The sequence below is a fragment of the Alcanivorax sp. genome, from assembly GCF_040119285.1.
GTDB lineage: Bacteria > Pseudomonadota > Gammaproteobacteria > Pseudomonadales > Alcanivoracaceae > Alcanivorax.
Genome location: NZ_JBEDTY010000035.1, coordinates 101,292 through 125,285 on the forward strand (window position 1 = coordinate 101,292; position 23,994 = coordinate 125,285).

The 23,994-nt window shown below is 57.5% G+C and carries 24 protein-coding genes and 1 other RNA gene; 21 read left to right on the forward strand and 4 right to left on the reverse strand.

All coding sequences use genetic code 11. The features are described from left to right. Nucleotides 1-106: 106 nt before the first annotated feature. The 5 genes from petA (at nucleotide 107) to ABNH10_RS13960 (ending at nucleotide 3,764) form a co-directional block, all read left to right on the forward strand. Nucleotides 107-694, forward strand: coding sequence for a ubiquinol-cytochrome c reductase iron-sulfur subunit (gene petA / locus ABNH10_RS13940; protein WP_349386510.1), 588 nt, complete (start codon nucleotides 107-109; stop codon nucleotides 692-694). Then, nucleotides 691-1,974, forward strand: a complete 1,284-nt coding sequence (locus tag ABNH10_RS13945) for a cytochrome b (protein ID WP_502877136.1) — start codon at nucleotides 691-693, stop codon at nucleotides 1,972-1,974. The genes petA and ABNH10_RS13945 overlap by 4 nt, the downstream gene beginning before the upstream one ends. Beyond that, nucleotides 1,974-2,630 (forward strand): cytochrome c1, encoded by a 657-nt coding sequence (locus ABNH10_RS13950; RefSeq protein ID WP_349386511.1) that lies wholly within the window; start codon nucleotides 1,974-1,976, stop codon nucleotides 2,628-2,630. Before ABNH10_RS13945 ends, ABNH10_RS13950 begins: the two co-directional genes overlap by 1 nt. Before the next feature lie 94 nt (nucleotides 2,631-2,724). Continuing rightward, complete coding sequence (gene sspA, locus ABNH10_RS13955; protein WP_349386512.1) at nucleotides 2,725-3,363, forward strand: stringent starvation protein SspA; 639 nt, start codon at nucleotides 2,725-2,727, stop codon at nucleotides 3,361-3,363. A 2-nt stretch (nucleotides 3,364-3,365) separates the two neighbouring features. Further along, nucleotides 3,366-3,764, forward strand: coding sequence for a ClpXP protease specificity-enhancing factor (locus ABNH10_RS13960; protein ID WP_349386513.1), 399 nt, complete (start codon nucleotides 3,366-3,368; stop codon nucleotides 3,762-3,764). Nucleotides 3,765-3,876: 112 nt separating this feature from the next. Here ABNH10_RS13960 and ABNH10_RS13965 read toward each other — a convergent pair whose 3' ends face one another. The 4 genes from ABNH10_RS13965 to ABNH10_RS13980 all read right to left on the reverse strand — a co-directional run bounded on the left by ABNH10_RS13965 (nucleotide 3,877) and on the right by ABNH10_RS13980 (nucleotide 7,349). Continuing rightward, nucleotides 3,877-4,464, reverse strand: a complete 588-nt coding sequence (locus tag ABNH10_RS13965; protein ID WP_349386514.1) for a BON domain-containing protein — start codon at nucleotides 4,462-4,464, stop codon at nucleotides 3,877-3,879. Further along, entirely contained in the window at nucleotides 4,464-5,051 is a 588-nt protein-coding gene (locus ABNH10_RS13970) for a phosphoheptose isomerase (RefSeq protein ID WP_007150375.1), read from the reverse strand. Before ABNH10_RS13970 ends, ABNH10_RS13965 begins: the two co-directional genes overlap by 1 nt. Nucleotides 5,052-5,113: 62 nt before the next feature. Then, the gene (locus ABNH10_RS13975) at nucleotides 5,114-5,491 is read right to left on the reverse strand and encodes a YraN family protein (protein ID WP_349386515.1); all 378 of its coding nucleotides are present in this window, start codon (nucleotides 5,489-5,491) and stop codon (nucleotides 5,114-5,116) included. Beyond that, nucleotides 5,472-7,349, reverse strand: a complete 1,878-nt coding sequence (locus ABNH10_RS13980; protein ID WP_349386516.1) for a penicillin-binding protein activator — start codon at nucleotides 7,347-7,349, stop codon at nucleotides 5,472-5,474. Before ABNH10_RS13980 ends, ABNH10_RS13975 begins: the two co-directional genes overlap by 20 nt. Before the next feature lie 79 nt (nucleotides 7,350-7,428). Here ABNH10_RS13980 and rsmI point away from each other — a divergent pair, with 79 nt between their 5' ends. The 16 genes from rsmI (at nucleotide 7,429) to ABNH10_RS14060 (ending at nucleotide 23,992) form a co-directional block, all read left to right on the forward strand. Next, nucleotides 7,429-8,256 carry a 16S rRNA (cytidine(1402)-2'-O)-methyltransferase gene (gene rsmI / locus ABNH10_RS13985; protein ID WP_349386517.1) on the forward strand — a complete coding sequence of 276 codons (828 nt, stop codon included), beginning with the start codon at nucleotides 7,429-7,431 and terminating at the stop codon, nucleotides 8,254-8,256. Between the two features lie 162 nt (nucleotides 8,257-8,418). Then, nucleotides 8,419-8,798, forward strand: an RNA gene (rnpB, locus tag ABNH10_RS13990) — RNase P RNA component class A. Between the two features lie 117 nt (nucleotides 8,799-8,915). Beyond that, nucleotides 8,916-9,710: an oxygen-binding di-iron domain-containing protein gene (locus tag ABNH10_RS13995; protein ID WP_349386518.1), complete on the forward strand. Its 795-nt coding sequence runs from the start codon at nucleotides 8,916-8,918 to the stop codon at nucleotides 9,708-9,710. 346 nt (nucleotides 9,711-10,056) lie between these two features. After that, nucleotides 10,057-10,497, forward strand: coding sequence for a division/cell wall cluster transcriptional repressor MraZ (gene mraZ, locus ABNH10_RS14000; RefSeq protein ID WP_349386519.1), 441 nt, complete (start codon nucleotides 10,057-10,059; stop codon nucleotides 10,495-10,497). After that, nucleotides 10,497-11,435 carry a 16S rRNA (cytosine(1402)-N(4))-methyltransferase RsmH gene (rsmH, locus tag ABNH10_RS14005; RefSeq protein ID WP_349386520.1) on the forward strand — a complete coding sequence of 313 codons (939 nt, stop codon included), beginning with the start codon at nucleotides 10,497-10,499 and terminating at the stop codon, nucleotides 11,433-11,435. Before mraZ ends, rsmH begins: the two co-directional genes overlap by 1 nt. Continuing rightward, a complete protein-coding gene (gene ftsL / locus ABNH10_RS14010; RefSeq protein WP_349386521.1) occupies nucleotides 11,435-11,701 on the forward strand; it encodes a cell division protein FtsL in 267 nt (88 codons plus the stop codon). Before rsmH ends, ftsL begins: the two co-directional genes overlap by 1 nt. Next, nucleotides 11,698-13,419: a peptidoglycan D,D-transpeptidase FtsI family protein gene (locus tag ABNH10_RS14015; protein ID WP_349386522.1), complete on the forward strand. Its 1,722-nt coding sequence runs from the start codon at nucleotides 11,698-11,700 to the stop codon at nucleotides 13,417-13,419. Before ftsL ends, ABNH10_RS14015 begins: the two co-directional genes overlap by 4 nt. Further along, entirely contained in the window at nucleotides 13,416-14,888 is a 1,473-nt protein-coding gene (locus ABNH10_RS14020) for a UDP-N-acetylmuramoyl-L-alanyl-D-glutamate--2,6-diaminopimelate ligase (RefSeq protein WP_349386523.1), read from the forward strand. Before ABNH10_RS14015 ends, ABNH10_RS14020 begins: the two co-directional genes overlap by 4 nt. Beyond that, a complete protein-coding gene (locus ABNH10_RS14025) occupies nucleotides 14,885-16,249 on the forward strand; it encodes a UDP-N-acetylmuramoyl-tripeptide--D-alanyl-D-alanine ligase (RefSeq protein WP_349386524.1) in 1,365 nt (454 codons plus the stop codon). The genes ABNH10_RS14020 and ABNH10_RS14025 overlap by 4 nt, the downstream gene beginning before the upstream one ends. Beyond that, entirely contained in the window at nucleotides 16,249-17,331 is a 1,083-nt protein-coding gene (mraY, locus tag ABNH10_RS14030) for a phospho-N-acetylmuramoyl-pentapeptide-transferase (RefSeq protein WP_011587881.1), read from the forward strand. Before ABNH10_RS14025 ends, mraY begins: the two co-directional genes overlap by 1 nt. Before the next feature lie 16 nt (nucleotides 17,332-17,347). Then, a complete protein-coding gene (gene murD, locus ABNH10_RS14035; protein WP_349386525.1) occupies nucleotides 17,348-18,673 on the forward strand; it encodes a UDP-N-acetylmuramoyl-L-alanine--D-glutamate ligase in 1,326 nt (441 codons plus the stop codon). Next, the gene (ftsW, locus tag ABNH10_RS14040; RefSeq protein WP_349386526.1) at nucleotides 18,666-19,823 is read left to right on the forward strand and encodes a putative lipid II flippase FtsW; all 1,158 of its coding nucleotides are present in this window, start codon (nucleotides 18,666-18,668) and stop codon (nucleotides 19,821-19,823) included. Before murD ends, ftsW begins: the two co-directional genes overlap by 8 nt. After that, a complete protein-coding gene (murG, locus tag ABNH10_RS14045) occupies nucleotides 19,820-20,893 on the forward strand; it encodes an undecaprenyldiphospho-muramoylpentapeptide beta-N-acetylglucosaminyltransferase (protein ID WP_349386527.1) in 1,074 nt (357 codons plus the stop codon). Before ftsW ends, murG begins: the two co-directional genes overlap by 4 nt. Next, complete coding sequence (murC, locus tag ABNH10_RS14050) at nucleotides 20,883-22,307, forward strand: UDP-N-acetylmuramate--L-alanine ligase (RefSeq protein WP_349386528.1); 1,425 nt, start codon at nucleotides 20,883-20,885, stop codon at nucleotides 22,305-22,307. Before murG ends, murC begins: the two co-directional genes overlap by 11 nt. Next, on the forward strand, nucleotides 22,300-23,223 hold the full coding sequence (locus ABNH10_RS14055) for a D-alanine--D-alanine ligase (protein WP_349386529.1): 924 nt from the start codon (nucleotides 22,300-22,302) through the stop codon (nucleotides 23,221-23,223). The genes murC and ABNH10_RS14055 overlap by 8 nt, the downstream gene beginning before the upstream one ends. After that, nucleotides 23,216-23,992 (forward strand): cell division protein FtsQ/DivIB, encoded by a 777-nt coding sequence (locus ABNH10_RS14060; protein ID WP_288367983.1) that lies wholly within the window; start codon nucleotides 23,216-23,218, stop codon nucleotides 23,990-23,992. Before ABNH10_RS14055 ends, ABNH10_RS14060 begins: the two co-directional genes overlap by 8 nt. The last annotated feature ends 2 nt before the right edge of the window (nucleotides 23,993-23,994 follow it).

Consider the following 23,994-nt stretch of genomic DNA (forward strand, 5'->3'; position numbering starts at 1 on the left):
GGCTTTTTCTTTACCATTTGCGCCGCCTTACTCCGCCCGTAGCGCGAGGATAAACCTCGAGTCTCGGACTAACCCCGAGCGTGGGATCTAAGGGGAGAACATCTCAATGAGCAACGACGGTGTTAATAGCAGCCGCCGCACTTTCCTGATCGGTTTGACTTCGGCAATTGGTGCCGCAGGAGCCGTTGGCGTGGCTGTACCTTTCGTGAAGTCCTGGCAGCCCAGTGCCAAAGCCAAAAATGCCGGTGCGCCGGTAAAAGTGGATATTGGTCGACTGGAAGCAGGGCAGCGCGTAGTAGAAGAATGGCGGGGCCAGCCCATCTGGGTGGTGCGTCGCACGGACGATATGCTGGATACTCTGTCTCAGCTGGACGAAAAGCTGCGTGACCCTGCGTCAGAAGTGGATCAGCAGCCTGAGTACGCCAAGAATGATTGGCGTTCTATTAAAAAAGAATACCTGGTGCTTGTGGGTACCTGTACTCACCTGGGGTGTTCTCCTCTGTTTGAGGAAGAGCCTACGGTTGAGCTGGAATTCGGGGGCTTTTTCTGCCCGTGCCACGGCTCCAAGTTTGATTTGGCTGGCCGGGTTTACAAGGGTGTTCCTGCGCCGACCAACCTGGTGGTGCCGCCGCATTCGTACCTGAGCGAAGCTGTCGTTATCGTCGGCTCTGAAGAAGGGGAGACCAAGGCATGATGGGAATGGTGAATCGCGTTGTCGATTGGGTAGATGCCCGTCTGCCCGTGGTGGACTCTTATAAGCGTCACATGTCCGAATACTATGCGCCGAAGAACTTCAATTTTTGGTACTACTTCGGTGTTCTCTCTTTGGTCGTGCTCATCAATCAGCTGCTGACCGGCATTTGGTTGACCATGTTTTTCTCTCCTAACGAAGGCTTTGCCTCTGTTGAGTACATCATGCGTGATGTGGAGTGGGGCTGGCTGATTCGTTACATGCATGCGGTGGGCGCGTCTGCGTTCTTCGCAGTGATTTATATCCATATGTTCCGTGGCCTGATGTACGGCTCGTATAAGCCGCCGCGGGAGCTGGTATGGATCTTCGGTATGCTGATTTACCTGGCGCTGATGGCCGAGGGTTTCCTGGGTTATGTGCTGCCATGGGGCAACATGTCCTACTGGGGTGCTCAGGTGATCATTTCGCTAGCGGGGGCAATTCCGTTTGATCTGCTGCCGTTCGTTAGCGCGGCAGATGCCAAGGAAATCGGCGAAGGCCTGACCACGTGGGTTCGTGGTGATTATTTGTTGTCCACGGCCACGGTGAACAAGTTCTTTGCGTTGCACGTTGTCGCTATTCCAATTGTGCTGTTGGCCTTGGTGGTACTGCACATTCTGGCGCTTCACGAAGTGGGTTCCAACAACCCGGATGGCGTAGAAATCAAGCAAAACAAGGATGAAAACGGCGTCCCGGTTGATGGTATTCCGTTCCACCCTTACTACACCGTGAAGGATCTGCCTGGCGTGATCGTGTTCCTGATGATCTTTGCTGTGGTGATTTTCTTCTTCCCGGACGGTGGCGGTTATCTGCTGGAGAAGCCGAACTTTGAGCCGGCTAACCCGCTGAAAACCCCGGACCACATTGCGCCGGTTTGGTATTACGGTCCTTATTACGCCATGCTGCGAGCCACAACCATCGACTTCATCATGTCTTCCAAGGCGTGGGGGCTGGTGGCCATGGGCGGTGCTATCGTAATCCTGTTCGTGATTCCGTGGTTGGACCGTCATCCGGTCAAGTCCATTCGTTATCGTGGTTTGCTGAGCAAGTTGTTCATGGCGCTGTTTGTGCTTGATTTCTTGATGCTGGGCTATTTCGGTACCCAGCCGGCCACACCGGGCAAGACCATGATGGCGCAGTTCGGCACGATTTATTACTTCAGCTACTTTTTGCTGATCATGCCGTTTGTGCATAAATTCGAGAAATCCAAGCCGGTTCCGGAACGGGTAACGGGGGGACACTGATGAAGAAACTAGCGGTTATTCTTTTCAGCTGCCTGCCGTTGGTCGCATTTGCGGCTGGCGGTGGCCACAACGAGTACGTGGTTAAAGCGCCGGTAAATCTGCAAGACAAGGTTGGCCTGCAAAACGGTGCCAAGCTGTTCGTGAACTACTGCATGGGTTGTCATACCCTGCAGTACCAGCGTTACAGCCGCATGGCGGAAGATCTGGACATGCCAGAAGAGCTGGTGATGGAGAATCTGAATTTTGTCAGCGACAAGTTCGGTGACCAGATGCATAACGCCATGGACCAGGACGACGCGAAGAAGTGGTTTGGTAACGCTCCGCCGGATCTCACCATGGTGACCCGGTACCGCTCTTCGGATTGGGTGTATTCGTACCTGATTAACTTCTACGAAGATGAGTCCCGTCCGTTCGGTTACAATAACCATGTCTTCCCGAGTGTGGGTATGCCCCACGTGATGGCTGGCCTGGAAGAAGAGTTGGGTGAAGATGAATTCAACCAGGCGATGGGTGACATCACTAACTTCCTGACCTACACCGCGGAGCCGGTCCGGCCGCAGCGTGAGCGTCTTGGGGTTTATGTGCTGGTGTTCCTGGGTATCCTGTTGATCCCGGCTTATCTGCTTAAAAAGGAATACTGGAAAGACGTGCACTGATTCTTCAGTGTAGGATTCCAGGGTTGAACAGGGTATCCGTGTAAGCGGTTACCCTGTTTCTGTTATAGATCACTAGTGCGGAGATGATTCGACAATGGGTGTGGTGACCAAGCGTTCTTCAATGACTTTCTTTTCTTCCCCGGAAGATCATTACAGCCATCGCGTGCGTATCGTGCTGGCAGAAAAAGGGGTCACGGTCGATATCGTTGATGTGGACAGCAGCAACAAGCCGGAAGACCTGGCTTCGCTGAACCCTTACAACGAAGTACCCACGTTGGTGGATCGTGAGCTGACTCTGTTTCAGTCCACGGTGATCATGGAATACTTGGACGAGCGTTTCCCGCATCCGCCGTTGTTACCGGTTTATCCGGTGGCACGGGCCCAAAGTCGCCTGCTGATTCACCGGGTAGAGCGTGACTGGTGTGGCCATGTGGATGCGATTCTGGCCGGTGAGGAGAAAGACGTGAGTCTTAACAAGCGTCGCAAAGAGCTGCGTGAAGCGATCATCGCCACTGCACCGATCTTCAGTGAACTGCCGTACTTCATGAGCGAAGAGTTTACGCTGGTGGATTGTGTGGTCGCGCCGATTTTGTGGCGATTGCCCGCACTGGGTGTGGAACTACCTGCCAAGCAGGTGAAGCCGCTGCTGGATTATGCCGAGCGTTTGTTCGACCGTGATGCGTTCCAGGCCAGCCTGACAGACGCCGAACGTGAACTGCGTAACCCGCTGTAATCATGTCTGAAATGACCTCTAATCGCCCGTATTTGATACGGGCGATCCACGAGTGGATCTGCGATAACGGCCTGACCACCCACTTGGCAGTGAATGCCAGCTTCCCGGGTGTGGAGGTGCCACAGGACTTTGTTCAGGACGGCCAGATCGTACTGAACATCGCTCCGCGTGCGGTGACTCAGTTTGTGGCGGATAATGATGAGATCGCTTTTTCTGCGCGTTTTGGTGGCATGCCCATGACGATTCGGGTGCCAGTGAATGCGGTGGTGGCGATTTTCGCCCGTGAAAACGGGCAAGGAATGGCGTTTGACCCGGTAGACTCGCCAGAGCCGCCGCCCACTGAGCCTGAAAAGAAAGACGACGGCAAAGGAAAGGTCAGTCACCTGAAGGTGGTTAAGTGAGACCCTGCATTCAACGTGCTGCATGCAGCACCAAAAAGCCTGCTCTCTGAGCAGGCTTTTTGCTTTCCGTGGGGTGTGGTGGAGGTGCCGAGTGTGTTCCGCCGCGGAACGCTTAATCTATATACTCAATAATCTTCACGATTTTCTGTACGCCAGACACTTTCTGTACCTGTGCCACTACTGCGTCGGCTTCGGCATGGGTGAGCAAGCCCATTAGATAGACCACGCCGTTTTCCGTGACAACTTTGGTTCGCAAGCCCGGCGCATCTCCGTTTACCAGTAGCCGAGTCTTGATCTTGCTGGTGAGCCAAGTGTCGTTGGTGCGGGCCAGGAAGGAACCGGAACCCACTACCTGTAGCTCGTTGTGTACAACGCGTACATGACGCACTTGGCTAGCAATATTTTCCGCTTGGGTGCTCAGATCTTCGCTGGCAACCTGGCCAGCCAACAGAACATTGCCATTGTAGCTGACCACCACAATGTGGGACTCATCCAGTTCAGCGCTGGCGCGAGATAGGTTGACTGCCACTTTGCGCTCAATGTTGCCGTCTTCCACGAAGGCGCCAAAGGTGCGTGAACCATGGTCCTGATCGGTGGGTTGATCTGACATGCCTTTGGACAGCGAAGCGCAGCCGGAGGTTAGTGAGAGCAGCAGTGCCAGAACGGTGATGGCTGGGTAGCGGATGAAGCGTGTGACCATTACTGGCCTCCGAATAACTGCTGGTCGATGTAATCGCACAGCGAATGGATGACCAAGAGGTGAACTTCTTGGATGCGAGCGGTTGATGTGGCGGGTACCCGAATTTCGATATCGTTGGGGCCATACAGGTTAACCATCTCGCCGCCTTCCTTGCCAGTCATGGCGACTACACGCATTTCGCGATCGTGGGCAGCTTGAATGGCTTGGATTACGTTAGCGGAGTTACCACTGGTGGAGATCGCCAGCAGAATGTCACCACTACCGCCCAGGGCGCGCACCTGCTTGGAGAAGATTTCGTTGTAGCTGTAATCGTTAGCGATGGAGGTCAGTGTGGAGGAGTCCGTGGTGAGAGCGATAGCGGGCAGGGCCGGTCGCTCCATTTCAAAGCGGTTAAGCAACTCTGAGGAGAAGTGCTGGGCATCACCGGCGGAGCCACCGTTTCCGCAGGTGAGGATTTTGCCGCCATTGAGCAGGCATTCGACCATGGCCTGCCCTGCTGCTTCTATAACGGTGGGCAGCACTTCGCCGGCTTTAGCTTTGGTTTCGATGCTTTCGGCAAACAGTTGCCGGATACGGTCCACGCTCATAATTGCCCCTTCATTGTCCGGTTCGCTACGTTCTAGTCGTTCGACTTTTAAAAGTTTCCAGCTTATTCGCTATAAAAAGCGTTTTTTATCCATTGGTAAAGGACCATCTGCTGGCTGTCCGGTTCCATGCCCAATACATCGAACCGGCAAGGCCGGTGATGATGTTCCGGATGGCGGGCCAGGTAGTGCTGGGCTGCGTTGATTAGGCGCCGTTGCTTGTGGTGATCCACCGAAGCGAGTGCGCCACCATGGCTTTGGTGTTTGCGCCAGCGAACCTCGGTGAAAACCAGAGTGTCCTGATCCAGCAGAATCAGGTCGATCTCCCCCTGACGGCAGTGAAAGTTTTTTTTCACAACGGTCAGCCCCTGGTCAGTCAGCCATTTCGCGGCCCGTTTCTCCGCGTCGCTGCCCGTGTCTTTATTACTGCGAAATAATGGCACGAGAGCGATTTTGGCCTGGGCCGGCAACGTGTGGCAGCGTCTGCGCTTTTCCGCCCGAAAAGACCGCCCAATCTAGCTCGCGAACGATGCGCTGATTTTCCATGTGCAGCCGCCCGGTGACACCGGGTAGCTCGCTGGAAGGCAATGCGTTCAGCAGGTACAGGCGACCCTGTAGTCGATAGGCATCAATGCCCATGGCAAACAGTCTCTCATAGCGGCCATGGCCGTCCGGCCATTGTTCGTTGGCGGCATCATGCAATGCCTTATTGTCGTCCGTGAGAATCCAGGGCATGTCCACAAAGCGGATACCATTTAGGTCCTGGTCCCGTCGCGGGTTCTCTTCACCGCTGTAGATCAGGGCGGTGGAGTAGACGGGTAAATCTTTGGCGTAGTGGAAATTGAGGGCCGGTTTTACCTGACGCCCCTGGTTGGGGTCGGCGAGCAGGAACAGGAAATCCATGTCCTGGCGCCGGCGAGGCGGATTGTCCATCTTCAGGCTGGTGAAGCGGCTGACGGCGTTGCCGCGTTTCTGGCTCTGAGCTGCCAGCAGCATTTCTTCAACCGTTTCGCCAATGCTGGGGCCTTCTTGGTAGGTGCGGGTGACGGTGACCGAGCCGCCCAATTCCTGCCAGCGATCCACAAACGCCTGAGCGACACGGGCGCCCCAGTCCCCCTCAGGATAGAGAACACCAGCTTGTAAGGCGCCATTGGCGGCAGCATGATTGGCAATTTGGCGTGCTTCGTCTTCTGGAGCGAGGCCGAATTGGAAGAAATTGTCGGGACGATTATCGGTCTCGATGTAATTCAGTGCCATGGTAGTAACGGGCAGGGTGCCTTGGCCGGCAATGGTGGCGGCTTTGTCTTTGGATAGTGGCCCCAGAATGAAATCTGCGCCATCGGTGACGGCCTGTTGATACACCGCCAGGACATCGTCGCTGCCGGAATCATAGAAGCGCAGAGATGGCGGATGGCCGCTTTTTTGCTGTTGGTAAAAAGCGGTCATGATCCCTTCCTGCAAAGCGTTTCCGGCATTTTTCAGGGGGCCGGTGGTCGGCAGCAGAATGGCGACTTGACTGGGCCGTTGGCTCGCTGCTTTCTCCAGCGCATTAAGCATTTGCGGAACGTCATCAATGGCAGGGTGGTTGCGCCACTGGTTCTTCCACTGGTTCAGGCGAGTAATTTGAGCATCCAGATCAGCAACAGGGTCGCGATACAGTTGAGCCAGCGTCAGCCAGCCAAGCAGGTCGCCGCTGCTACCATCGATGGCATTTGCCAGATCGGTATTCGGCATCTGCATGAGCAGTTGCCAGATCATGTTGTGATTATAATCTTGGTCTTCTTTGTTGAGGAGCGGGTGAGCGGCGACCCGTTGTTGCAGGCTATTTAGTTGCTCCCCTTTCATGGCCAGGGCGTCGGCACGCAACAGATCGAGTTGTGCTTGATGATCGGCAGAGTATTGCACGATCTGGTCCTGATATTGTTCCAGTAGGGCTAGCGTCTCGTCTGCTTGCTGCTGACCGAGCTGCGCGCGTCCGCTGAGCAGTAACCAGGTAAAGCGTTGCTCGCGGCTAAGTTGCCCAGGGTTCAGGTCAGTGAGTAATTGATTGGCATCGGCGGCCCGCTTTTCACTGAGATACGAAGAGGCCCAAGACAGCGTGGAGGTGATGCGTTCATCGGCATCCATGCTGGCAAGTTGACTGCGGGCGGTCGTCAGTGCAGACGGTGCCTCTGTGGGAGCATCAAGTGTAGCAACGGCGGGCGTTTCATAGACCTTGGTCTTTGATGAAGGAGTGGTGGAGCAGCCGGCCACTACAGCGGCAGCGAGAAGCGCTGCCAGATAAGCCTTTCTAAATTCCATGGTGAGGTTCGTATTACCAGAATGAAGCGGCTATTGTAGGCGTTTTCCGGTCGTCTTAATACTTGAGTAGTGCACGAATATGAGCGGGATTTTGTTTGTTGTCAGTACGCCGATCGGTCATTTGGATGATATTACCCGGCGTGCGGTTGACGTACTGGCGGCGGTGGACTGGATTGCAGCCGAGGATACCCGGCACAGCCAGCGCATGCTTGATCAGCTGGGTATACGCAATCGCATGATTAGTTGTCATGATCACAATGAAAGCCAGCGTAGCGATGAACTGGTGAGCCGTTTGCTGGGTGGCGAGCAGGGGGCTCTGATCAGTGATGCGGGCACGCCATTGATCAGTGATCCCGGCTACAGGTTGGTTCGCGCTTGTCAGAAAGCGGGAGTGAGTGTGGTGCCGATTCCCGGTGCTTCTGCCTTGTTGGCGGCGCTGGCCGCGGCGGGTCAGCCTTCTGACCGTTTCTTGTTTGAGGGGTTTGTACCTGCCAAAGGAGCGCCGCGTCATCAGGCTATTGCGCGGCTGGCAGCCCTCTCCGTCACCAGCATTATTTATGAGGCGCCTCACCGAGTGCTGTCTTTCCTTGAAGCATTGAAATCGCTGGTTGAAAAAGAGCGTGAAATTACCCTTTGCCGTGAGCTGACCAAGCAGTTTGAGACGATTCGGCGTGGCCCGGTGGCTGAAATCTGCGACTGGGTGGCATCGGATAGCAATCAACGTCGCGGTGAGTTGGTGCTGGTATTGTCGCCGCAGTCCCACTCCTCCGCATGGACAGAGAAGGACGAAGCATTGGGCAAAACACTGTTGGCAGAATTGCCGGTGTCGCGGGTGGCAAAAATCATGGCGGCCCATACCGGGTTGAAGCGGCAGGAATTGTATGCGCTGTTGGAAGAGATGAGTTGAAGAGCGCAGAAGGGCTTGCCAGCTTTGGATGGGCCTTATCCGTGTGAGGGTGTGGCGGCGCCGGGCTTGCCTCCTGGGGCTGCGTATCGCGTTTTAACTTTAAACGTGCAACTTGCTCCTGTGCCTCTGGCTTACCGGCGCCCATACGACTAGAATCCCGCCCGGACCGGTTAGGCAGTCGCTGGCGGTGCTTCTTTTAAAGAATCACCGCTGGAGGAAAGTCCGGGCTCCACAGGGCAGGGTGCCAGGTAACGCCTGGGGGCCACACTGGGAACGGTGTGGTTACGGCTAGTGCCACAGAGAAGATACCGCCTTTTCCTTCCTCGCGTTGGAATCGGTAAGGGTGAAAAGGTGCGGTAAGAGCGCACCGCGCCGCTGGTAACAGTGGTGGCAGGGTAAACCCCACCCGGAGCAAGACCAAATAGGGATCCGTTGGCGTGGCCCGCGCTGGATCCGGGTAGGTTGCTAGAGGTTTGTGGCGACGCAAACCCAAGATGAATGACTGTCCACGACAGAACCCGGCTTATCGACCGGTCCGCTTTTTTCACCGCCATGATGGGCTTTATCGCCTGTTAAGGTCGCAAGTTGATGTGCGTCATTATGGTGGTTTGTCATGCCTGTTAGGCTACCGGCCTCGCTTACGTGGTACGGAGTCTGGCATGGCGCAGGTTGATACTCTCTTTAGTGAAAACGGCCACGAAGTGTTGCGCTTTGCCGACCTGGTGGTAGGCGAGGGCGTGCAGGCGAATCAATTCTGTATTCGCCACAACGACCGGGCGGCGCTAATTGATCCCGGAGGCGATCTCACCTATACCCCATTGACCATTGCCCTCAGTCGCCGCGTCAATCTGGACGGGCTGGACTATATTTTGGCGTCCCATCAGGACCCGGACATTATCGCGTCGTTACCGCGTTGGCTGATGCATACCCGATGTCAGGTGGTTGTCAGCCGTCTGTGGTCCCGCTTTCTACCGCATTTAGCGTCGTCCTATGTGACGGGTAAGATGGGCGAGCAGTTGCAGGCGCGAATTTTGGGCGTTGCCGATGAGGGCAAGGTGTTGCCGTTTGCCGGTACCGAGTTGTGGGTTTTGCCGGCGCACTTTTTGCACTCGGTGGGCAATTTCAGCTTCTATGACCCGCTCAGTGGCATTCTCTTTTCCGGGGACATTGGGGCCAGTCTGGACGGTGAAGAGGGGCAGGTGGATAACTTTGCGGATCACTGTCACAGCATGTTGGGTTTTCATCGGCGTTATATGGCCAGTAATCGGGCTTGCCGGCTGTGGGTGGCGATGGTACGCAAGTTGGCGCCACGAATGATTGTGCCTCAGCATGGTGGTTATTTTGAGGGCGCCAATGTGGATCATTTTTTGGGTTGGTTAGCGTCGCTGGAGTGCGGCGTGGACTTGCTGGATAGTGGAAATTACCGGCTGCCATCGACATATGGGGTGATGTGACTGCTTTTTCGGTATATAAATAAAATCATTAATAGCTAATTCATCTAAAACTTAAAGTGCTTTCTCTTCTGCGCGTCCCAGCGCCCTGATTCATCAAGGAACTCCCTCCGTTCGTCGCTTCCTTGTGCGTTCTATTCTGTTCAAATGACCCCTAACAGTCTGATTTTTTTGGGAATTCTTTTACGTTTCTGCGTGGCGTCACGCTTGACTTGAGCTTTGCTGTGGCCCTAGAGTGTCTCAATGTGGTGGAAAGTGGGAAAAAGTGGGAATTTCTTGTTGGCGGGTGTCATGAAGTGGGACAAAAGCCAAGGAAGGAACCGCATAACCAAGAGCAAGAGGATGGCCAGTGTTTACTGGGAGCGCAGCACTCAATCTGGATGCCAAAGGGCGGCTAACCATGCCGACTCGGTACCGTGCGTCGTTAATCGAGACGTGCGGTGGCCAGCTTGTGCTTACGCTGCACCCCTTTGATGATTGCCTGGCGCTCTACCCGCGCACCGAATTTATGGACACCGCAAAAAAACTGTCTGAACAGCGAGACTCCAACCCGCAGGTTCGCCAGCTCAAACGGCGTTTCTTGGGCCAAGCCGCTGAAATTGAGATGGACGGCAGTGGTCGTTTGTTGGTGCCGCCGGAATTGCGGGCGGCTATTAGCTTGGAGAAACGCGCCATGCTGATCGGCCAACTGCACCGTTTCGAAATCTGGAAAGAAGAGAGTTGGGCCGATGTGGATGGCACCCTGGACCCGGCAGCGTTGCCGGAAAGTGTGCAGGAGCTGTCGTTCTAATGACGACCGAGGATACGCAGTACGCACACCAGCCGGTAATGCTGGAAGAGGTGCTGGATATGTGGTTCAGCCAGAGCGAAGGTTTTTATGTGGACGGCACTTTTGGTCGTGGTGGCCACAGCCGCGCCTTGCTTTCGCACCTGGGCGCGAACGGTCGCCTGACGGGTATTGATCGCGACCCGCAAGCGATTGCTGCTGGCCAGCAATTGGCTGCTAGCGATAGCCGTTTTCATATGGTGGCCAGCCGGTTTGATTGCCTGCCACAAGCGGTGGAGCAGGCCGGTCGGCCAATTGACGGCTTGTTGCTGGATCTGGGCGTTTCCTCTCCGCAGCTGGATGATGCGGCACGGGGTTTTAGCTTTTTGCGTGACGGCCCGCTCGACATGCGCATGGACCCGACCCAGGGCGAGAGCGTGGCCGAGTGGTTGTCCTACGCGGCGGAAAAAGATATCGCCAATGTGCTGTATCGCTATGGTGAAGAGCGCAAATCTCGCTGGATTGCCAAGCGTATTTGTGAAACCCGTAAAGAGCAGCCGATTACCCGCACCCTGCAGTTGGCCGACTTGATCGAGTCCGTGCTGGGTCGTAATGAGCAGGGCAAGCACCCGGCCACGCGAAGTTTTCAGGCGCTACGAATACATATAAATGGGGAGCTGGATGCGCTGGATCAGGTGCTCGAACAGTCCCTCGAGACGCTCGCCATCGGCGGGCGTCTCGCCATTATCAGCTTCCATTCTTTGGAAGACCGGATCGTGAAACTGTTTATTCGCGATCACTCTGGCCGGGCGCCGAAAGGGCGCGGTGGCCTGCCGTTGGGCGATGAGCTGCCCCAGCGGCTGGAACCGGTGGGTAAGGCCATGCGGGCCAGCAAGGCTGAGCTGAAAGTGAATGTACGCTCGCGTAGTGCGGTGCTGCGTATTGCGGAGAAGGTGGCCTGATGGCAGCGCCGTGGGTGATTCGCGTACTGCTGGTGCTAGTAGTGATGTCTGCGCTGGGCGTCAGTTATAGCGTGCATCAGGCGCGCCGTTTTACGGATGAAAGTCAACGTTTACAGCAGCGTCAGACTCGACTGGAAAGCCAGTGGAGTCAGTTATTGTTGGAACACAGTACCTGGGGTAGTTACGCCCGGGTGGAGCGCCTGGCCAGAGAAAAGCTGGGCATGAAGTTACCCAAGACTGATGAGAGAGTGCTGATAAGGCCATGAAGAAACAGGCCCGCAAGACACGGCAACCGAATCACCTGATGCGCTGGCGCTTTGTGCTGGGCTTCTGGTCGGTGTGTGCCTGTCTGTTGTTGATTCGGGCGGTGGATCTTCAGGTTATTCAGCATGATTTTCTGGCCCACCAAGGGGACATCCGCAACTTGCGGGTGGAGCCGCTGGCGGCCCATCGGGGTGTGATTCGTGATCGTGCAGGTAAGCCACTGGCGGTAAGTACGCCGGTGGTGACGCTCTGGGTGAATCCCCGCGAAGCCATGGAGCACCAGGAGCAGTGGGGGCGTTTGGCCGGTAACCCGGTGATCAATCAGAAGGCGTTTGCCCGCAAGGTTCGCCGTCATGAGTCCCGTGAATTTATCTATCTGGAGCGGGGGCTGGCACCGGAAGCAGCCAAGACAGTGTTGAGTTTGAATGTGCCTGGTGTCTATGCACTGACAGAATACCGTCGTTATTACCCGGCCGGTGAAGTGGCAAGCCATGTGGTGGGTTTCACCAATATCGATGACCAAGGCCAAGAAGGCATTGAACTGTCCTTGGAAAATCATTTGTCCGGGCATTCCGGTCGCAAGAAGGTGGTGCGGGATCTGTTGGGCCGGGTGATTCAGGATATCGAAGTGCTGGAACCGGCGGAACCGGGTGAAGATGTTACGCTCAGTATCGACCTTCGCCTGCAGTATCTGGCCTACCGAGAATTGCTCGGAGCGGTGCAAAAATTTAATGCGAAAGGGGGCAGTGCGGTTGTGTTGGATGTGCGCACCGGCGAAGTATTAGCCATGGTGAATCAGCCGGCCTACAACCCCAATAATCGTGGCAACCTGGATACCGGGGCGCTGCGTAATCGCGCTGTGACTGACCTGTTCGAGCCAGGCTCCACCATGAAGCCCTTTACTGTGGCGGCGGCGTTGGAAATGGGCATGGTCACGCCGTCCACTACCATTAATACCCACCCGGGCACCTTGCGGGTGGGCAGCAAAACGATTCGAGATCATCGCGATTACGGTGTTATCGATATCACCACTGTGCTCACTAAAAGCTCCAACGTGGGGACCAGCAAGCTGGCGTTAGCCATGGATTCGCAGGCATTGCCGGGCTATCTGGAGCGCTTTGGTTTCGGCCAATCCACCCACATCGCGTTTCCTGGCGAAAGCGACGGGCTTTTGCCGCTGCGCAGCAAATGGCGCGAAGTTGAGCGAGCGGCCCTGTCCTATGGTTACGGTTTGAGTGTCTCTGCGGTGCAGTTGGCCCAGGCCTATGCGGTGATCGCTAACGATGGCGTCAAAGTGCCGCTGACCTTGAAGAAAGTGGATCAGCCGCCGCAGGGTGAACAGGTGATCGGCAAGGCGACGGCTCGCCAGCTGGTACAGATGCTGGAAACGGTGGTCAGCCGTGTTGGCACCGCGCGCCGGGCCCAGGTGCCGGGCTATCAGGTGGCCGGCAAGACCGGCACCGTGCATAAGGTAGTAAACGGCGGCTACGCCGATGATAACTATATCGGTTTGTTCGCCGGGTTGGCCCCGGCAACGGATCCGCGCATTGTCACCGTGGTGGTGATTGATGATCCGGCGGGTGATGCCTATTACGGTGGACTCGTCGCGGCGCCGGCATTTTCTCGCATCATGAGTGGCGTATTGCGCTCGCTCCATGTGCCACCGGACAAGCCTGACGGGCTGCTGGCCGGCGGGCCGGACGGGGAGGATCGCTCATGATGACTCTCCAGCAGCTGCTACCTAATACCACCCTGCCTGCGACTGCGGCGGGTGTTGTGCTTTCAGGGTTACAGCTCGATAGCCGCAAAGTCACGCCCGGTGATGCCTTTTTGGCCGTGCAGGGCGTAGCCAGCGATGGTCGCCAGTTTGTCAGCCAGGCGATTGCTGCCGGTGCGGTGGCAGTAGTGGCTGAGGCAGAAACATTTGCTGTTCAGCAGGAGCAGGCGGTGCCACGGGTGAATTTCCCCGGGCTGACCCGTTCGGTGGGTGAGCTTGCGGCCCGTTGGTACGGGGAGCCTGGCTCGACCATGAATGTGGTAGGGGTGACGGGCACCAACGGCAAAACCAGCATTACATGGTTCCTGCGTGATGCACTGAATGCGCTGGGCCACCGCTGTGCGTTGGTCGGTACACTGGGTTTGGGCCTGAAAGATAATGAACAGATTACCGGCCATACCACGCCGGATCCGATTACCCTCCAGGCTGGCTTAGCCCGGGTTCGTGAGGCGGGTGCCGATACTGTGGCCATGGAAGTGTCCTCCCATGCGCTGGATCAGCATCGGCTGGGATCGACTCCGGTGCCGGTGGCCGTATTCAGTAACCTGAGCCGTGATCATCTGGATTACCACGGTGACATGGAAGCCTATTTGGCAGCCAAATCTGTGTTATTCACCCGTGACGGCGTGAAGTTGGCGGTGATTAATTGTGACGACCCGGTGGCGTATTCGTTGGTGGGCTGTCTGGCCGATGGCGTACGCTGTGTAACCTTCGGCGACCAGGCCGGCGCCACTGTTCGCTGCGGTTCAGTGGCCTTCACCACTGAGGGAACCACTGCCGAACTGAACGTAGGCGGAGAGTCTTTCACAGTCACTTTGCCGCTGTTCGGCCATTTTAACCTCAGTAACGTGATGGCGGTTGCCGGGATCTTGCATGGTCAGGGCGTGGGCACGGCTTCCTTGATCGGCGCATTGACGACGATAACGCCGGTGCCCGGTCGCATGGAACCGGTACGGCAAGCCGGCTGTCCTACGGTGATTGTCGATTACGCCCACACTCCGGATGGGCTGGAAAAAGCTCTGCAAGCCTGCCGTGCGCACTTCACTGGTCGCTTGTTCTGCATCGTGGGTTGCGGAGGCGACCGGGATACCGGCAAGCGCCCACAAATGGCCGCGGTCGCTGAGCGTGGCGCGGATCAAGTGGTGTTTACCAGCGATAATCCGCGCAGCGAAGATCCGCAAAAAATCATCGATGAAATGTGCGTTGGGCTCACTGACACAGGGTCAGTGCAGATCATTGTTGAACGTGATCGAGCGGTGATGGATACGGTGCAGGCGGCCAGTGACGGCGATGTGATTCTGCTTGCCGGCAAAGGCCATGAGGATTATCAGGAAGTGAAGGGTGTGCGTTACCCCAGTGATGATCGTGATCTGGCCCGCAAGGCGTTCAACGCTCGGGGAGGTGCACAATGATGTGGCTGTCACAGATCGCCCAGTGGACCGGCGGTGCCCTGCACGGTGACGACCTGAAAGTGAATGCGGTAGCCACCGATACCCGCGATATTGAACCCGGCTGTCTGTTTGCCGCGCTGCGCGGTGAGCGCTTTGATGCCCATGATTTTCTAGCGTCTGCCAAAAACGGTGGCGCCATTGCTGCTTTGGTCGAGCACGAGCAGGACTGTTTCGACAACGTTGTGCAGGTTGCCGATAGCCGTAAAGGTTTGGGGCGACTTGCCGGTGGCTATGCCGCTCAGTTCGGCATGCCCCGCCTGGCGGTGACCGGTAATGCCGGCAAAACCACCGTGAAAGAAATGGCGGCGACCATGCTGGGCGAAGGTACCTTGGCCACCAATGGCAATTTTAATAATGACGTGGGTGTGCCGCTAACTCTGCTGCGGCTGCGTGCCGAGCATCGTTATGCCGTGATTGAGCTGGGTGCCAATGCACCGGGCGAAATCGCGTGGACCAGTTCGTTGACGCGCCCGCAGGTGGTGTTAGTGACGAATGTAACCGGGGCGCATCTAGAGGGCTTTGGCTCCATGCAGGGCATAGCCGACGCCAAGGCAGAAATTTTTACCGGTTGTACGCAGGGTGGTCAGGCGATCGTTAACAACGATGATAGCTTTGCCGATTTTTTTGCAGAAAAAGCTCGTGCTGCGGGTTTGACCGTGGTGCGAGTGAGTATGGACGAAAGCACACGGGCCAGCGCCGACCTGTATGCAGAGAACATTGTCCTCCACCGCGACCGTGCCGAGTTCGTACTTCAGCCGCTGGGCGACGCGGTTCTTGTCCCGCTGCCGGGGGCGCATCAGGTGAGCAATGCCCTGATGGCCTGCGCAGCGGTCCGCGCGCTAGGCGAAAGTTTGCCTCAGGTGTTGCCGCGACTGGCAGCGCTCAAGCCCGTGCCTGGGCGGATGCATATTCAATCCGCCGGCACCGGCGCGGTGGTTGACGATACCTATAACGCTAATCCGGGCTCGGTACGTGCAGCCATCGACTGGTTGGCCGCACAGCCCGCACCACAAATGCTGGTGCTGGGTGAAATGGGTGAGTTGGGCCCGCAGGCGGACAGCCTGGTAGAAGCATTAGGTGAATACGCTCAGCAGGCCGGCATTGCCGGTTTGGTGGTGATGACCGGTGCAGCAGCAGCTGCACGGGGCTATGGCGAAGCGGCAAACATTGCCAAGGACTATCAACAGGCGGCGAATTGGAGTGCCCCGGTGCTGGAACAAGGTGGCACTGTGTTGGTGAAAGGGTCGCGCAGCGCCGGTATGGAAGCGGTGGTAAAGCTGTTGGCGACACAAGAACACACACTCACACAGGGGGCACGCTGATGCTGCTTTGGCTGGCTGAATATCTTGCGCAATACCACAGCGGTTTTCTGGTGGTGCAGTACATCACTTTGCGCGGCATCTTAAGTGTCCTCACGGCTTTGTTCATCGCTTTTTGGGTCGGCCCGATCATGATCCGCATGTTGCAGGAAAAACAGGTGGGGCAGGCGATCCGTGATGATGGCCCGAAGAGCCATCTGAGCAAGGCCGGCACCCCCACCATGGGCGGCGCGCTGATTCTGGTGGCTATCGTTATTTCCACCTTGCTGTGGGGCGACCTGGAAAACCGTTTTGTATGGATCACCTTGGGTGTGTTGTTTGTTTTCGGCGCCGTGGGCTGGGTGGATGACTGGCGCAAGGTGGTGGAAAAGAACCCGCGGGGCCTGCCTGCTCGCTGGAAATATTTGTGGCTGTCTGTTGGTGCACTCGGCGCTGGGTGCGCCTTGTTCTTCACCGCGCAGAGCCCGGTGGAAACCCAGTTGATCGTGCCGTTCTTCAAAAGCGTCGCCATCAATATGGGCTGGTTCTACATCGTGCTGACCTATTTTGTGATTAACGGTACCAGCAATGCGGTGAATCTCACCGACGGGCTGGATGGCCTGGCGATTATGCCCACCGTGCTGGTGGGCGGCGCTTTGGGCATTTTTGCTTACGCCGGTGGTCATGCCGAGTTCGCTACATATTTGCAGATTCCCTATGTGGCGGGTGCCGGTGAGCTGGTGATTATTTCTGCTGCCCTGTGTGGGGCGGGGTTGGGTTTCCTCTGGTTCAACGCGTATCCCGCTCAGGTGTTTATGGGCGATGTAGGCGCGCTGTCCTTGGGGGCGGTGCTCGGTGTGATGGCGGTGATCGTCCGCCAGGAAATTGTGCTTTTCATCATGGGCGGTGTGTTCGTGATGGAAACGGTATCGGTGATGCTGCAGGTGGGCTCGTTCAAGCTCACCGGTCGGCGGATTTTCCGGATGGCGCCTATTCATCACCATTTTGAGCTGAAGGGGTGGCCGGAGCCGAAGATCATTGTGCGGTTCTGGATCATCACCGTGATTCTTGTACTTGTGGGTCTGGCGACCCTGAAAATCCGATAGGGGATTGAGTCAATTTATGGCGAAAGACGGGTTTGATCTGGTCATTGGCCTGGGTGTAACAGGCCGCTCCGTGATCCGCTATCTAACGGATCAGGGCATGCCCGTGCGCGCCATTGATACCCGTGCTGAACCGGTCGGACTGGATGCCCTGTGCGCAGATTTTCCGGGCCTGAAAGTGCATACCGGTGGCTTCAAGAAAGGCTGGATGGGCAAGGCCCGTCGTCTGATCGTGAGCCCGGGTGTGGCGGTGTCCACGCCCGCCATTGCTGAGCAGGTAGTGAATGGCAAAGAAGTGATCGGTGACATTGAGCTGTTCGCCCGTGCGGCCAGTGAGCCGCTGGTGGCCATCACCGGCTCCAACGCCAAAAGCACAGTGACCACGTTGCTGGGGCAAGTGGCAGATGCCTGCGGGATGAACCCGGGCATCGGCGGCAACCTGGGTGTGCCGGCGCTGGAATTGCTGGACGACCAAGCGCGGTTGTACGTTCTTGAGTTGTCCAGCTTTCAGTTGGAAACCACTTATAGCTTGAGCGCGGAAGTGGCCACAGTGTTAAACGTGTCGCAGGATCATTTGGACCGGTATGCCAGCTTTGCAGATTACCTGGCGGCCAAGCAGCGCGTTTACGATGGCTGCCAGGTGGCGGTCTGGAATCGTGACGACCTGGCAACCCGTCCGCCGGCTACGGTGGCCCGGCAGATCAGTTTTGGCGCCCACCCGGAAGCGGATTATCGGCTAGATAGCGAAAACGGTCAGCTGCTGTGCCGAGGCGAACCCTTATTGTCGCTGTCAGAGTTGGCGCTCACCGGCCACCATAATGCCATGAATATTCTCTCGGTTCTGGCGATCAGTGACGCGCTCTCTTTGAATCGGGATAAGGCGCTGGCCACAGTGAAAGCCTTTACCGGGCTGCCGCATCGTTGCCAGCTGGTCGCCGAATCGGGTGGCGTGCGCTGGTTTAACGATTCGAAGGCCACCAATGTGGGCGCCACCTTGGCGGCGCTGACCGGGATCGGTGAAAGCATCGAGGGCAAAGTGATTCTGGTTGCTGGTGGTCTAGGCAAGGGGCAGGACTTCTCTCCGCTGGCCGAGCCTGCCCGGCAGTATTTACGTGCCGCCCTATTGATGGGTGAAGATCGTACTGCCGTAGCACAGGGCATGTCTGCAGCGCCCTGTGAGGTAGTGGCAGATATGGCTGTTGCGGTACGTCGCGCCCATGCTCTGGCACAACCGGGCGATGCCGTTTTGCTGTCACCGGCCTGTGCTTCGTTTGATCTATACAGCGGTTTTGCTGCCCGCGGCGATGATTTCACTACCCGTGCCCGGGAGTTGTGCCATGACTGAGCGCATGATCCTGAAAGTAGACCATACGGGGATCGATAAGCCGCTGTTGTGGACGGCTATTTTGTTGGCCTTGGCGGGGCTGGTGATGGTGTCATCCGCCAGTTTGCAGATTGCGGAAACCCGCTTGGGTGACCCCTTTTATTACGCCATGCGCCACGGCATTTATTTGGCGCTGGGCCTGGGTGTGGGCGCCTTTGTGTATTACGCGGTGCCGCTGGCACTTCTGGAGCGCTTGCGTTTTGTGATGCTGCCTGTGGCGCTGGTGGCATTAGTGATGGTGTTTATTCCTGGGCTGGGCCGTACAGTGAATGGTTCCACCCGCTGGATCGCTTTGCCCGGCCTGACCATTCAGGCTTCAGAAATCGTCAAACTGTGCTTTGTGCTTTATCTAGCGGGGTATGTGGCGCAACGCAAAGCCGCGCTGGAAACCGAATGGAAGGCCTTCTTGCTGCCGTTGGGTTTGCTGGGTGTGCTGATGCTGTTGTTGCTGCTTGAGCCAGACTTCGGCGCGGTGGTGGTGCTGGGAATTACCGCCATGGGCATGTTGTTTTTGTCTGGCGTGCCGACTCTGCGGTTCCTGCTGATCGGTTTGATTGCGGTGGCACTGGGCGGGTTGGTCGCCTTTGCCGAACCTTACCGGGTGGCACGGTTGATGACCTTTACCGACCCTTGGGCAGACCAGTTTGGTTCTGGCTATCAGCTGACCCAGAGCCTGATTGCGTTTGGCCGTGGGCACTGGTTTGGTGTGGGGCTAGGTAACAGTGTACAGAAGCTATTTTATCTGCCAGAAGCCCATACGGATTTTGTCTATGCGGTGATGTCCGAAGAACTGGGGCTGCTGGGAAATGTGGCGCTAATCGGTGGTTTTATTCTGCTGGGTTGGCGGGTGTTCCGTATTGGCCACCGTTTGGAAGCGCGCGGGTTGTTGTACCACGCTTACCTCGTCTATGGCTGTGCCTTCGTGTTTTGCTCCCAGGCATTTATTAACCTGGGCGTGAACATGGGGCTGCTGCCCACCAAAGGGCTGACCCTGCCCTTTATCAGCTATGGGGGGTCCTCCCTGTTGATTTCCGCCGCCATGGTGGGGCTGATTTTGCGAGCCGGGGCGGAAGCGGATCACCTGAAAGCCAGAGGGAGGGTTGCACGATGAGTGGCACCGTCCTGATTATGGCTGGCGGTACGGGTGGGCATGTATTCCCTGCGTTGGCGGTGGCTGATCAACTGCGTACCCGCGGTTTCGAGATTCTTTGGCTGGGCGCGGAAAACGGCATGGAAGGCAAGCTAGCGCGCCAATATGGCTACGAAATCGCCGAGTTGTCCGTCTCCCGTCTACGCGGTGGTGGCATCAAGCGCAAGTTGACTGCGCCGTTCAATCTGTTGCGGGCGGTGTTACAGGCGCGGCAGCTGATTCGCGCCCGTCAGCCGGTGCTGGCGGTGGGCTTTGGTGGTTTTGCCAGCGGCCCCGGTGGGCTGGCTGCGCGCTTGTGCAAGGTGCCGGTGGTTGTACACGAGCAGAATGCGGTCCCGGGGCTGACTAATCGATTGTTGTCTCGTTTATCGACGGTGACCCTGGAAGGGTTCCAGGGTGCTTTTGGTAATCCGCAAGCCTGTTGGGTGGGCAACCCGGTGCGTCCGCAGATTACTGCTCTAGAGGAGCCGTCTCGCCGTTATGCTCAGCATCAGGGCGGGCTTCGTGTGCTGGTTCTGGGCGGAAGCCAAGGGGCGCTGGTACTTAATCAGGATCTGCCGGAATTACTATTGGCGGTACTGGGTCGTGATATACAGGTGCGCCATCAATGCGGTGCCGGGCGTACCGCTGAAGCTGCGCCGATATATCAGGCGCTGGGGTTGCAGGCTCAGGTGAGTGAGTTCATTGATGACATGGCAGAAGCCTACGGCTGGGCAGATTTGGTGATCTGCCGGGCGGGCGCACTGACCGTGGCGGAAGTGGCCGCAGCGGGCGTGGCCGCCCTGTTTGTGCCCCTCCCCAGCGCGGTGGATGACCACCAAACACTGAACGCCCGTTGGTTATCAGAGCGCGGGGCTGCCCTGTTGCTGCCCCAACGGGACCTGGGTGCGGTAAGCCTTGCTGGCACCTTGAAACCGGTTGCAGAGCGTGGCCTGTTGGCGCAAATCGCCGAGCGGGCCCGTGAGCAGGCGATGGCGGATAGTGCAGAGCGAGCCGCCACGCTGTGTGAGGAGGTGGCCAATGGCCGATAACGACAACATTCATACGGTGCCGGAGATGCGCCGCATTCGCGGTATCCACTTTGTGGGTATCGGCGGTGTGGGCATGTGCGGCATTGCGGAAGTGCTGGCCAACCAGGGTTATGCCATCAGCGGCAGCGACATTAAGGAATCGCCGGTGCTAGAGCGCCTGCGGGGCCTGGGTGTGAGAGTGGACATTGGCCACCGTGCCGAGAATATCGATGGGGCAGATGTGGTGGTGACCTCCACCGCGGTGAATACCGAGAACCTGGAAGTGGCGGCGGCCCATGAGCGCCGTATTCCGGTGGTGCCACGGGCACAGATGTTGGCGGAGTTAATGCGTTTTCGCCACGGCATCGCGGTGGCCGGCACCCACGGCAAGACCACCACTACGTCATTAACCGCAGCGATCATGGCAGAGGCAGGGCTGGACCCGACCTTCGTCATTGGCGGCCGTTTGAATAGTGCGGGCACCAATGCACGCCTGGGGCAGAGCCGTTATCTGGTGGCGGAAGCGGATGAGTCCGATGCCAGTTTCCTGCACTTGCAGCCCATGAGCGCTATCGTCACCAATATTGATGCGGATCACATGCATACCTACGGCGGCGATTTCGCTCAGCTGGAGAATACCTTTATCGAGTTTCTTCACAACCTGCCGTTCTACGGTGTGGCGGTGATGTGTGTGGATGATCCGGTAGTGCGCAAGCTGCTCCCCCGGGTCAATCGTCAGGTGATTCGATATGGCTTCAGCGAGGATGCGGACCTGCGTGCGGAGAACGTGCGGCAGGACGGCATGGTGACTCATTTCCGGGTGGTGCGCGCCGAAGGCGAGCCACTGGATGTGTCGCTGAATATGCCCGGACGCCATAACGTGCTAAATGCGCTGGCCGCTATTGCGGTATCGGCGGATGAGGGAGCGGACGACGAGGCCATTATCCGTGGACTGAACAACTTTACTGGCGTCGGGCGTCGCTTTGATGTGCAGGGCGAGTATCACTTTGATGGAGGCAGCGCGACGCTGGTGGATGACTACGGTCACCATCCCCGTGAGGTGGCCGCCACCATTGATGCTATCCGTGAAGGCTGGCCGGACCGTCGGCTGGCCATGCTGTTCCAGCCACACCGTTATACCCGCACTCAAGACCTTTACGAGGACTTCGTGGAAGTATTGTCCGGTGTGGATGTATTGCTGATGCTGGAAGTCTATGCCGCTGGAGAAGACCCCATCCCCGGTGCTGACGCCCGTGCTCTGTGTCGCAGTCTGCGCAAACGCGGGCTGGAGCCGGTGTTTGTGGATGATCCGGACAAGCTGCAAGGCTTGCTGGCCAACCAGCTCCAGAATGGCGATCTGCTCGTCACCCAAGGCGCGGGTAATGTCGGTGCCATCGCCAAGCAGTTGGTTGCTCAGGGAGGCGGCCATGGATAAGCGTGCATTGAAAGAAAGATTGAGCCGAGTGGGCCGCGTCGCAGTGCTGGCTGGTGGTCGATCTGCAGAACGCCCTGTGTCGCTGAAGAGTGGAGCGGCGGTACATGCGGGGTTGCGTAACCTGGGCTTGATTGCAGAGCTGGTGGACCCGGCGGATAAGAGCGTCGATACCTTGAGAGGGTTTGATGCCGCCTTTATTGCCTTGCATGGCCGCGGTGGCGAAGACGGCGTGATTCAAGGCGTATTGGAGCATCTTGAAATTCCCTACACAGGCTCCGGCGTGATGGCGTCGGCTATCGGCATGGACAAGGTGCGTACCAAGCAACTGTGGAAAGGTGCGGGTTTGCCCACCCCGGCCTTTTATGTGGCTGGGCGTGAAGAGGCAGAGCTGGGCTTCCCGGTGATCGTCAAGCCAGCCCACGAAGGGTCGTCCATTGGCATGGCCAAGGCCGATAACACCGAGGAACTGGCCGAAGCGTTAGTGGCCGCGGAAAAATTTGATCAGGACGTGTTGGTGGAAGCCTGGGTGAACGGCCCGGAGTACACCGTGGCGGTGCTGGGTGATGAAGCTTTGCCGGCTATCCGCCTGCAAACGCCCCATGCCTTCTATGATTTTGAAGCCAAGTACCAGTCCGATAGCACTGAGTATCTATGCCCGGCTGGGCTGGATGAGGCCGATGAGCAGACGTTGCGCACGTTGGCACTCACGGCGTTCCGCGTCGCCGGATGCCGTGGCTGGGGCCGGGTGGATGTCATGCGTGATGAACAAGGCCAGTGGCAGTTGCTGGAAGTGAATACGGTGCCAGGTATGACCGACCATTCTTTGGTGCCGATGGCCGCGAAAGCTACTGGCCGTGATTTCGATGTGCTGGTAGGTGAAATTCTGCTGGACGCGCTGGAACGGGGTCGTGGCTAAAAACGCCCCCGCGCCGCGTGGCGCCCGCCGCAAGCCGGTTAAAAAGGTCGGCGTACCTCTGCGCGAGCGGATGGCAGCGGCGGTGCCATGGATACTGGTGGGCTCGGTGGCGATGGTTAGCCTGCTGGCAGTGATCTACCTGCCGGCGGCGCTGGATGGTTACCCGATCCGCAAGGTGGGCGTGGATGGGGTGACCGATGTGCGCCGTCAGCAGCAGATAGAAACCGCGTTGGCGGCGCTAGTGCGCGAAGAAAATTATTTCTCTGTGCCGCTGGAGGAAATCTACCAGCAATCGCAGGGATTGAGCTGGGTGGAAGAGGTTTCCGTCCGCCGTCAGTGGCCCGATACCGTGGTGCTGACGGTAGAAGAAAGGCGTCCGGTGGCCGTGTGGAATGAGTCGGTGTTGGTGTCGGATAGCGGGCAGCCGTTCAAGGCGCTGAAGCAGTACGACCTGGCCAACCTGCCTCACCTGAATGGCCCGGAACAGCGGCTGGAGGAAGTCATGGGCTTCTACCACAGCATGGGCAAAACGTTGGCGGATGTGGATTTGAGCATTCGCAGTATGGAAGTCAATGCGCGCCTGACCGCGCGCCTGACGCTAAATAACGACATGGAACTGGTGGTTGACCGTGAGCATTACACCACCAAATTACGCCGTTTTGTGCGGCTTTATCGTGGCGTGCTGAGCACGGATAGTCGCCAGGTAACTCGGGTGGATCTGCGTTATGCGGACGGCATGGCAGTGACCTGGCGCGAGCAGCAAAGTTAGGA

Coding starts and splice junctions, on each gene's coding strand:
- petA (WP_349386510.1), top strand. CDS start 107: ATGAGCAACGACGGTGTTAATAGCAGCCGCCGCACTTTCCTGATCGGT.
- ABNH10_RS13945 (WP_502877136.1), top strand. CDS start 691: ATGATGGGAATGGTGAATCGCGTTGTCGATTGGGTAGATGCCCGTCTG.
- ABNH10_RS13950 (WP_349386511.1), top strand. CDS start 1,974: ATGAAGAAACTAGCGGTTATTCTTTTCAGCTGCCTGCCGTTGGTCGCA.
- sspA (WP_349386512.1), top strand. CDS start 2,725: ATGGGTGTGGTGACCAAGCGTTCTTCAATGACTTTCTTTTCTTCCCCG.
- ABNH10_RS13960 (WP_349386513.1), top strand. CDS start 3,366: ATGTCTGAAATGACCTCTAATCGCCCGTATTTGATACGGGCGATCCAC.
- ABNH10_RS13965 (WP_349386514.1), bottom strand. CDS start 4,464: ATGGTCACACGCTTCATCCGCTACCCAGCCATCACCGTTCTGGCACTG.
- ABNH10_RS13970 (WP_007150375.1), bottom strand. CDS start 5,051: ATGAGCGTGGACCGTATCCGGCAACTGTTTGCCGAAAGCATCGAAACC.
- ABNH10_RS13980 (WP_349386516.1), bottom strand. CDS start 7,349: ATGGAATTTAGAAAGGCTTATCTGGCAGCGCTTCTCGCTGCCGCTGTA.
- rsmI (WP_349386517.1), top strand. CDS start 7,429: ATGAGCGGGATTTTGTTTGTTGTCAGTACGCCGATCGGTCATTTGGAT.
- ABNH10_RS13995 (WP_349386518.1), top strand. CDS start 8,916: ATGGCGCAGGTTGATACTCTCTTTAGTGAAAACGGCCACGAAGTGTTG.
- rsmH (WP_349386520.1), top strand. CDS start 10,497: ATGACGACCGAGGATACGCAGTACGCACACCAGCCGGTAATGCTGGAA.
- ftsL (WP_349386521.1), top strand. CDS start 11,435: ATGGCAGCGCCGTGGGTGATTCGCGTACTGCTGGTGCTAGTAGTGATG.
- ABNH10_RS14015 (WP_349386522.1), top strand. CDS start 11,698: ATGAAGAAACAGGCCCGCAAGACACGGCAACCGAATCACCTGATGCGC.
- ABNH10_RS14020 (WP_349386523.1), top strand. CDS start 13,416: ATGATGACTCTCCAGCAGCTGCTACCTAATACCACCCTGCCTGCGACT.
- ABNH10_RS14025 (WP_349386524.1), top strand. CDS start 14,885: ATGATGTGGCTGTCACAGATCGCCCAGTGGACCGGCGGTGCCCTGCAC.
- mraY (WP_011587881.1), top strand. CDS start 16,249: ATGCTGCTTTGGCTGGCTGAATATCTTGCGCAATACCACAGCGGTTTT.
- murD (WP_349386525.1), top strand. CDS start 17,348: ATGGCGAAAGACGGGTTTGATCTGGTCATTGGCCTGGGTGTAACAGGC.
- ftsW (WP_349386526.1), top strand. CDS start 18,666: ATGACTGAGCGCATGATCCTGAAAGTAGACCATACGGGGATCGATAAG.
- murG (WP_349386527.1), top strand. CDS start 19,820: ATGAGTGGCACCGTCCTGATTATGGCTGGCGGTACGGGTGGGCATGTA.
- murC (WP_349386528.1), top strand. CDS start 20,883: ATGGCCGATAACGACAACATTCATACGGTGCCGGAGATGCGCCGCATT.
- ABNH10_RS14055 (WP_349386529.1), top strand. CDS start 22,300: ATGGATAAGCGTGCATTGAAAGAAAGATTGAGCCGAGTGGGCCGCGTC.